This is a genomic window from Nodularia sp. UHCC 0506, from assembly GCF_034931045.1.
GTDB lineage: Bacteria > Cyanobacteriota > Cyanobacteriia > Cyanobacteriales > Nostocaceae > Nodularia.
Genome location: NZ_JAYGHH010000010.1, coordinates 21,092 through 27,988, shown reverse-complemented (window position 1 = coordinate 27,988; position 6,897 = coordinate 21,092). Strand labels below are relative to the sequence as shown.

9 protein-coding genes and 1 pseudogene are annotated in these 6,897 nt (G+C 40.1%); 7 read left to right on the top strand and 3 right to left on the bottom strand.

The features are described from left to right. Window positions 1–118: 118 nt before the first annotated feature. A complete protein-coding gene (locus VB654_RS09060) occupies window positions 119–343 on the top strand; it encodes a type II toxin-antitoxin system HicB family antitoxin (RefSeq protein WP_323213389.1) in 225 nt (74 codons plus the stop codon). A gap of 71 nt (window positions 344–414) precedes the next feature. On the opposite strand, the gene VB654_RS09055 is transcribed toward VB654_RS09060, so the two are convergent. Continuing rightward, window positions 415–1,266: a bifunctional class I SAM-dependent methyltransferase/HIT family protein gene (locus tag VB654_RS09055; protein WP_323213388.1), complete on the bottom strand. Its 852-nt coding sequence runs from the start codon at window positions 1,264–1,266 to the stop codon at window positions 415–417. Window positions 1,267–1,891: 625 nt separating this feature from the next. Here VB654_RS09055 and cysE point away from each other — a divergent pair. From cysE to nifT, 6 genes and pseudogenes are all read left to right on the top strand, one after another. Then, window positions 1,892–2,644: a serine O-acetyltransferase gene (gene cysE / locus VB654_RS09050; protein WP_323213387.1), complete on the top strand. Its 753-nt coding sequence runs from the start codon at window positions 1,892–1,894 to the stop codon at window positions 2,642–2,644. A gap of 2 nt (window positions 2,645–2,646) precedes the next feature. Further along, window positions 2,647–2,901 carry an Asr1405/Asl0597 family protein gene (locus VB654_RS09045; protein ID WP_323213386.1) on the top strand — a complete coding sequence of 85 codons (255 nt, stop codon included), beginning with the start codon at window positions 2,647–2,649 and terminating at the stop codon, window positions 2,899–2,901. A gap of 78 nt (window positions 2,902–2,979) precedes the next feature. Next, window positions 2,980–3,177 carry a DUF2949 domain-containing protein gene (locus tag VB654_RS09040; RefSeq protein ID WP_323213385.1) on the top strand — a complete coding sequence of 66 codons (198 nt, stop codon included), beginning with the start codon at window positions 2,980–2,982 and terminating at the stop codon, window positions 3,175–3,177. A gap of 441 nt (window positions 3,178–3,618) precedes the next feature. Continuing rightward, window positions 3,619–4,749 (top strand): homocitrate synthase, encoded by a 1,131-nt coding sequence (nifV, locus tag VB654_RS09035; protein WP_323213384.1) that lies wholly within the window; start codon window positions 3,619–3,621, stop codon window positions 4,747–4,749. Then, window positions 4,739–5,057, top strand: a pseudogene (locus VB654_RS09030) (nitrogen fixation protein NifZ). The gene nifV and the pseudogene VB654_RS09030 overlap by 11 nt, the downstream one beginning before the upstream one ends. Continuing rightward, window positions 5,011–5,205, top strand: coding sequence for a putative nitrogen fixation protein NifT (nifT, locus tag VB654_RS09025; RefSeq protein ID WP_323213472.1), 195 nt, complete (start codon window positions 5,011–5,013; stop codon window positions 5,203–5,205). The pseudogene VB654_RS09030 and the gene nifT overlap by 47 nt, the downstream one beginning before the upstream one ends. Window positions 5,206–5,356: 151 nt before the next feature. Here nifT and VB654_RS09020 read toward each other — a convergent pair whose 3' ends face one another. Both VB654_RS09020 and ylqF read right to left on the bottom strand, forming a co-directional pair. After that, window positions 5,357–5,821, bottom strand: coding sequence for a hypothetical protein (locus VB654_RS09020; protein WP_323213383.1), 465 nt, complete (start codon window positions 5,819–5,821; stop codon window positions 5,357–5,359). A gap of 93 nt (window positions 5,822–5,914) precedes the next feature. Then, window positions 5,915–6,799 carry a ribosome biogenesis GTPase YlqF gene (gene ylqF / locus VB654_RS09015; protein WP_323213382.1) on the bottom strand — a complete coding sequence of 295 codons (885 nt, stop codon included), beginning with the start codon at window positions 6,797–6,799 and terminating at the stop codon, window positions 5,915–5,917. Between the last annotated feature and the right edge of the window lie 98 nt (window positions 6,800–6,897).

Genomic DNA, 6,897 nt, shown 5'->3' with positions numbered 1-6,897 from the left:
AATGTCATGAAACCTTAAAATGAGAATTGCTGGATGCTAAGGCTTACCAGGAAAAAGACGTTAATAATGCACTTCAAAGGTTAGCAGAAATTAAAAATGTTCAGGAGGACGAACTAAAATGAATTCTCACTACACAATAATTATTCAATGGTCTCATGAAGATGAGTGTTTTGTAGTCAGTCTTCCTGAATGGGGAGAGTTTTGTCATACTCACGGAGATACCTATGAAGAAGCTTGTAAAAATGCTCAAGAAGTTTTAGAAATGTTAATTGAGACAGCTTTGGAAAATGGTGAATCTCTACCAGAACCCAAAACTCTAGAACAGTCGTCACAAGTAGCATGAATTTAGATCACAGACTTCTTGAAGAAGTCGGGGAGCTTTGGATTCGTAACTTCTTGAGAATTGCTATATAACTATTTGCTTTTAGGAATAACTTTTCTAATACCACTTTTACTAATAGTATCACCTTTGTAACGTGGGATGATATGAATACTGGTGTGCATGACATTCTGCCCGCCGGCTCGATTAATATTCATACCTACATTAAAACCATCAGGTGCAAATTCTGCCTTGAGAATTTCTTGGACTTTATTCACCATGAACCAGCACGCAGATTGTTCTTTAAAAGGTAAGTCAAAATAATTGCTGACATGACGTTTAGGAATAACTAAAGTATGTCCTTTACTGATAGGGTAGCCATCCAACATAGCATAAGCGGTAGCTGATTCTGTTAATATTCTCAAATGTTTATGAGGATTACAAAATATACAATAATTAGTTGAATTTCGCTGTTGATTATAATGAACATACTCATATAATTCCCGCATCTCATCTGCGTATAATGAATGAAAGGGAAGTTTGGCTAAACATTGATATGTAGGTTTTTTATGGACATAATGTTCTCGAAATCCTTCTCTTTTAATATCCCTTCTCACAGCATAATAAGCTTTACCTCCTGGTTTTAATAAATGTGATACTTCCATGAGGATATTGGCTTGTTCTTCAGGGAACAATACGTTTAATACATAAAAACAAACTATTGTATTAAATTTACCTTGAGGATATTGGGCAAAATAATGCGGGTCATAGCCTGTAATATCAAACCCTTTTTGGCTGAGGATTTTTACATCATTACCAAAGCCACAACCAAAATCTAGAATTTTTCCTTGAAGCAGGTTTTGATTTAATAAAAACTGTGCAGGAAAAGATAAAGAAGTTCTTTCTATGGCGGTGAGATGGCTAAATGTATTTTTTTGCTGTTTCATGGAATGTTGAGATGCACGCCATCCTGTCTTAGCACAGTTGATACTTAATCGCCTTAAGTAAATTCGCTGTTATCAATATATGTTGAGTTCGTAGTCAGGGCTTTAGCCCTTTATTTTTAGCGTAGCGTCTTCAGGAGAGGAGTAAAGTCCTCACTACAAACGTTATATTAAGAAACGTATATGTACACACAGACAACAAAACCTAAAATAAAATGAAGAAACCTGTTTTTTCCCTAACTAAATAATAGAATAGGATCGTAGCTGAGTATACAGATATATCATTTGTTATCGAGTCTACTTCATCTTGGCGCGCAAGTGAGTACAACTTAATATATTGCAAAATAACTTGCCTAATGCGCTGCAAACTCTTACAGGTAAAGTTTTTTGTAGTGAGTACAAAAATTCTGAACCCTCTACCCAAAAAACACCAGAACCCCCATTATTAAATACTAGCACCCCTACCCCAAGGGAAATTTAAAGTTTATCTTAAATCACGGTTTAAGATGCTTGAGTACAACTGTAATTAATCCAATAAATCCAATCGACGTTTAATGTACTGTCCAGTTGGGAGTCACCTGATATAAGCATAAAAATAGCACATGGCTCTTGGAACCAAACACTACCGATGCAACAGTCATTAAACAGTATCAAAAACCATCAGGCTGCAATTAAAGCACGTTCTCCAAAGACATCCTTGCTAAAAAGTCTGTTCTCTGGTGCTTTTTTAGAACCACTGTTGAGTGATTTTAAAATCATCTTTGAACGCGACCCAGCCGCACGGAATTGGCTAGAGGTGGTGTTTTGCTACCCAGGGTTACACGCTTTGTGTTTGCATCGTGTCGCCCACTGGTTACACTGTCGGGGTGTGGGTTTCATTCCCCGTCTGATTTCTCACTTGGCGCGATTTTTGACCGGAATTGAAATTCATCCAGGTGCAGACATTGGTCAAGGTGTGTTTATTGACCACGGTATGGGTGTGGTGATTGGTGAAACTGCCATTGTGGGAAACTATACGCTAATTTATCAGGGTGTTACCTTGGGCGGTACTGGTAAAGAAAGTGGTAAGCGTCATCCTACGGTGGGTAACAATGTTGTGGTAGGTGCGGGTGCGAAAGTTTTGGGAAATATTCAAATTAGCGATCGCGTCCGTATTGGTGCTGGTTCTATTGTGTTGCGTGATGTTCCCCCAGATGCAACCGTCGTCGGGATTCCTGGTAGAATTATTTCTCCCAAACCAAACACTAACGTTCATCCCCTAGAACATGGAAAACTCCCTGATGACCAAGCAACAGTAATTAGTTCTTTACTTTCCCGCATCGAGAAACTAGAACAGCAACTGCAAACCCAGGAAAAAGAACTGTTGACCAAAAATCATTAATCATGTTACCACCTCATAGTTCCGACCCCCGTGGCTATCAAGTTTTGCAGATTCCCTTGTGCGATCGTTGGCGAATTTCCCAACGTTTACAAGAATTAAAGATTCCCTGCTGCTGTCATAGCGATGGTTCCCTACGAGTCAAAGTCAATAACCTCCTAGAAGCCATCCTCATCCGCAGTACCCTAATGCAGTTTCTCGCCTCGCGCCACGAATTAGTAGATTGGCTAGAACGCTGCTGGAATACAAAAAACTCCTAAACTCGCTCCTCTGCGTGATGTACCCCCAGATTGATCTGTGGGTCGAACCAAAATCCAAAATCCAAAATCCAAAATTGTATGACCATCTGTAACAGCGAGAGAAAACTTCTGAATTTCTTACACCAAGAACTCGAACTAACAAATGCAGATATTGCTGTAGCCCAACGACATCGTAAATTTGATAATGGTCCCTTACCCATGCTCCTTTGGCAATATGGACTGGTCAACCTAGAGCAACTAGAGCAGATTTTAGATTGGCTAGATAAGCATCATTAACAGATTTTTATCTGAATTCTAGTGTATTAGCTTGCCCTCACGACACCCAATAAATTATGTGTCATTGTCCGAGCAAAGCACTATAATTGTTAACTTTCTTGCCATATTTGCTATTTTGCTGTATTGAGAATTTCTAATAGTTACCTTAATAACTCGCTATTATAAAATACTTAATTTAGCAATAGTAAAAATAATTCTAAAATATACCGCTATTTGGTTCTCTGTCATACAGATATGATGTGGGAATTTAGCTATGATTTAATAATCATGAAGATGAACTATTAAATCTGAGAGTTTATAGCATTTACCATTCATCATAATGGCTTCGCCACGCGAGCTATCAGCATTTGTATGACGCATTTACCATTACACAAATTACAGGTAAATAAGCTCCCAAAGCAGAAAGCATATTAAGAATAATTCCTAAGAGGGATGTTTGAGATGAATGAAATCTTAATTAATGACACTACATTACGTGATGGTGAACAAGCGGCGGGTGTTGCTTTTACCTTTGAAGAGAAAGTAGCGATCGCGCAATTTCTCGATGCCATTGGTGTTCCTGAGCTAGAAGTGGGAATTCCCGCAATGGGCGAAGCAGAAACCCACGCTATTCTAGCAATTGCTGACTTAGGTTTGCAAGCAAGTCTTCTCGGTTGGAACCGGGCGGTACTTTCAGATATTAAAGCTTCCATCACCTGCGGTTTGAAAAGAGTACATATCGCCATTCCCGTTTCTGGTATCCACATTGCTGCTAAATTTCATGGTCAATGGCGGGTAAGTTTGCAAAGACTCAAAGACTGCATCAGCTTTGCAGTTGATCAAGGTCTTTGGGTAGCAGTCGGTGGCGAAGATTCTTCTAGAGCTGACCCTAATTTCCTCTTAGATGTCGCCCTGAATGCTCAAGAATGGGGTGCATCAAGATTCCGTTTTTGCGATACTGTGGGAGTTCTCGACCCCTTCAGCACCTACGCCAAAGTCAAACAGCTGGTTTCGGCTTTGTCCATTCCCCTAGAAATTCACACTCACAATGATTTTGGCTTGGCGACTGCTAACGCCTTAGCTGGTATCAAAGCCGGAGCTACATCTGTCAATACCACCGTTAACGGCGTAGGCGAAAGGGCGGGAAATGCAGCTTTAGAAGAAGTTGTCATGTCTATTAAACGCATCTATGGGATCAATTTGGGGATTGATACTCGCCGTTTGTTGGAACTATCGCAACTGGTAGCTTCAGCATCCAATTGTCATGTCCCACCTTGGAAAGCGATTGTGGGTGAAAATACCTTCGCTCATGAATCGGGAATCCATGCTCATGGTGTACTGCAAAACCCCCTGACTTACGAACCATTTGCACCGGAAGAAGTAGGTTGGGAACGGCGTTTAGTGGTGGGTAAGCATTCTGGAAGACATTTGGTGACAAGCTTGCTACAGCAAAATGATATTTTCCTCAACCCAGAGGAAACCCAGTCTGTTTTGGATGCAGTCCGCCAGCAGTCGGTAAAGCAAAAACGTAATTTAACCGTTGAAGAACTTTTGAATTTGGTAAGAGAACAGAGGTACTCTCATGCAACCTGACGAATTAGAGCTAAATTTACCGCCTGTTTTTGAAATTGGTCAAAAAGTCAGACTTCGCAAACTGATCAAAAATGATGGGACGTTTGCTGGTAAAGAAGTCGGGGAGGTGTTAGGCAACAAAGGGGATATTGGCTACATAGCAAGTATAGGCACTTATCTACAAAATTCCTATATTTATGCGGTGCATTTTTTGGAGAAAGGGTTCGTTGTCGGTTGTCGGAAAAGAGAACTAGAAGCGGTTGAGGAGAATTCATGAAAGTAATGCTGCGGATGAATGGTGCGGGGACTTTGGTGGCTTACGTTGCTAAAAAAGACCTGGAAGAAGAAGTTGTTAAACAAGCAGATAGCAACGATGGGGTAGTTCTGACTTTAGCAAATGGCTGGGAATTAGAATTTAGCGAATTACCAGATGCGGCTAGTTTACCGTTAACTGTGGAAGCTAAACGGCTGTCTTAAAAATCAATGTTTTAATGACATCTTGCACCTAACCCTGGCGATTAGAAACTACGGCTACACAAACTAAGTCCGCCTACGCGCGGACTAAATAGAAAATCCAGGATATCACCTGTATAGCCGTAACTAATTATCGCCTGGTGCAAGATAAGAATTAACTTAATACTTTGCTGATATGCTGCTGAAATTCGGTTAATCCTCCTTCACCCCAACGATTTTGGAATTGTTGTATATTTGCTAAACTGATAACTTTTCCATTTGCAGGAAAGTTAATATGGCAACCAAAGACTTCTTCATTATCTGGAGGATTATTCAAAAAATCAGCCATCCAAACCACATTAACAAGTCGATAAATACTAAATTCATTGGTAGCATATTTATCAAAATAAAGTTGATTGTTCAGCAGTTGAACAATGTGTGTTACTTTACCTTTTTGCCTTAAAATAATTTGATCACCTTCTTTTGGGGCTTTTGCATTTTCTATATCCTTATTTTCAAAGTTTCTCCAAGCCAGTGTAAAAATCTTTAAATCTGGATATATGAGAGGTATGTCTTTATAAGCCCACTTATCTGGATCTTTGATATTTTTAGTCCATTTTAATTCCATTAAATCCAGCATTAATTATTCCTCTTTTTTTAGCTTTTCTACAATTTCTGGCAGAGTATTAGGATTACTCGCCACGACTTGAAGTAAATCGCGGGAAACGTCTGTCTACAAGCTAGGCGGTAATTCCAGGGGTATTGTGCCTAATAAGCCTTTACGAAAATCTGTTAACAAATGTCTGGCTGTGCGTTCTACATCTCCTTTGTAACGATGTTCGGCTAAGGCGTGTAAATAACTTTCTCCGGTGTACATTACGGGGTCAAGTTGATAGCGGGTATATAAGGGTGATGGTGGTAATAAATTTCCGGCTGTCTCTTGCAGTTCGTTGAGTAAATCGATGAAAGCGGCTGCTACTAATTGATTATCATAGGAGGCTTGACCAATATCATCACAAATTGCTAATTTGATTGCAGCTTCTTGATTTCCCATTCTCAAAGGTATAATACCAGGAGAATCTAGTAATTCTAAGTGTTCGGAAATTCTCACCCAACGTAAGGAACGAGTTACTCCCGGACGGGCTGCACTTTCCACTACTCGTTTTCCTAAAAGACGGTTAATTAAGGCTGATTTACCCACGTTGGGAAAACCAATAACTACAGCCCGGACTGGACGAGGTAACATTCCGCGATCGCGTCTTCTTTGATTGAGTTGTACTCCTGCTGCTTGGGCGGCTTTAGCGATCGCTGTTATTCCTTGACCTTGTTTTGCGTTGGTAGAATAGGCGACTTCTCCATGACGCTTGAACCAATCTACCCACAGCGATCGCACTTGGGGCAAAATCATATCTAATCGGTTTAATACCAATACACGCGGTTTATCTCCCACCCATTCATCTATTTGGGGGTGATGTGTCGCCAAAGGAATTCGCCCGTCTCGTACTTCCAGTACCACATCTACCCGCGTTAGCTGTTCTTTCAGCTTTTTTTCTGCTTTAGCAATATGACCTGGATACCATTGGATCAGGTTTAATTTATAGTTTTGAGTTAAAGACATACTTAATTACCAATAACCACTAATTATAACATTTTTTTCATAAATAAACCAACCACAGAGGCGCAGAGGACACAGAGAAATCAGGAACGGGGAGGTTT